This window comes from Kitasatospora sp. MY 5-36 (assembly GCF_001182915.1).
Classification (GTDB): Bacteria; Actinomycetota; Actinomycetes; order Streptomycetales; family Streptomycetaceae; genus Kitasatospora.
In genome coordinates this window covers 1-261 of record NZ_LFVW01000328.1, presented here as the reverse complement: position 1 = coordinate 261, position 261 = coordinate 1, and the positions used below count along the sequence as shown (strand labels likewise).

Annotated in this window: 1 protein-coding gene; it reads left to right on the top strand. The window is 72.0% G+C overall.

Going from position 1 to position 261, the window contains the following annotated elements; translation table 11 throughout:
• A partial coding sequence (locus AE652_RS21195; protein WP_049653877.1) for a modular polyketide synthase occupies positions 1 to 261 on the top strand: 261 nt, incomplete at both ends.

Here is a 261-nt window from a genome sequence, read left to right as displayed (position 1 = left end):
ACCCGGCTCGGCGACCCGATCGAGGCCAACGCCCTGCTCGCCACCTACGGCCAGGGCCGCGAACTGCCGCTCCAGCTGGGCTCGTTGAAGTCCAACATCGGGCACTCCCAGGCCGCGGCCGGGGTCGGCGGCATCATCAAGATGGTGCTGGCCATGCACCACGGGGTGCTCCCCCGCACCCTGCACGTGGACGAGCCCACCCCGCACGTCGACTGGACGGCCGGGTCGGTCGAGCTACTCACCGAGGAGCGGGAGTGGCCC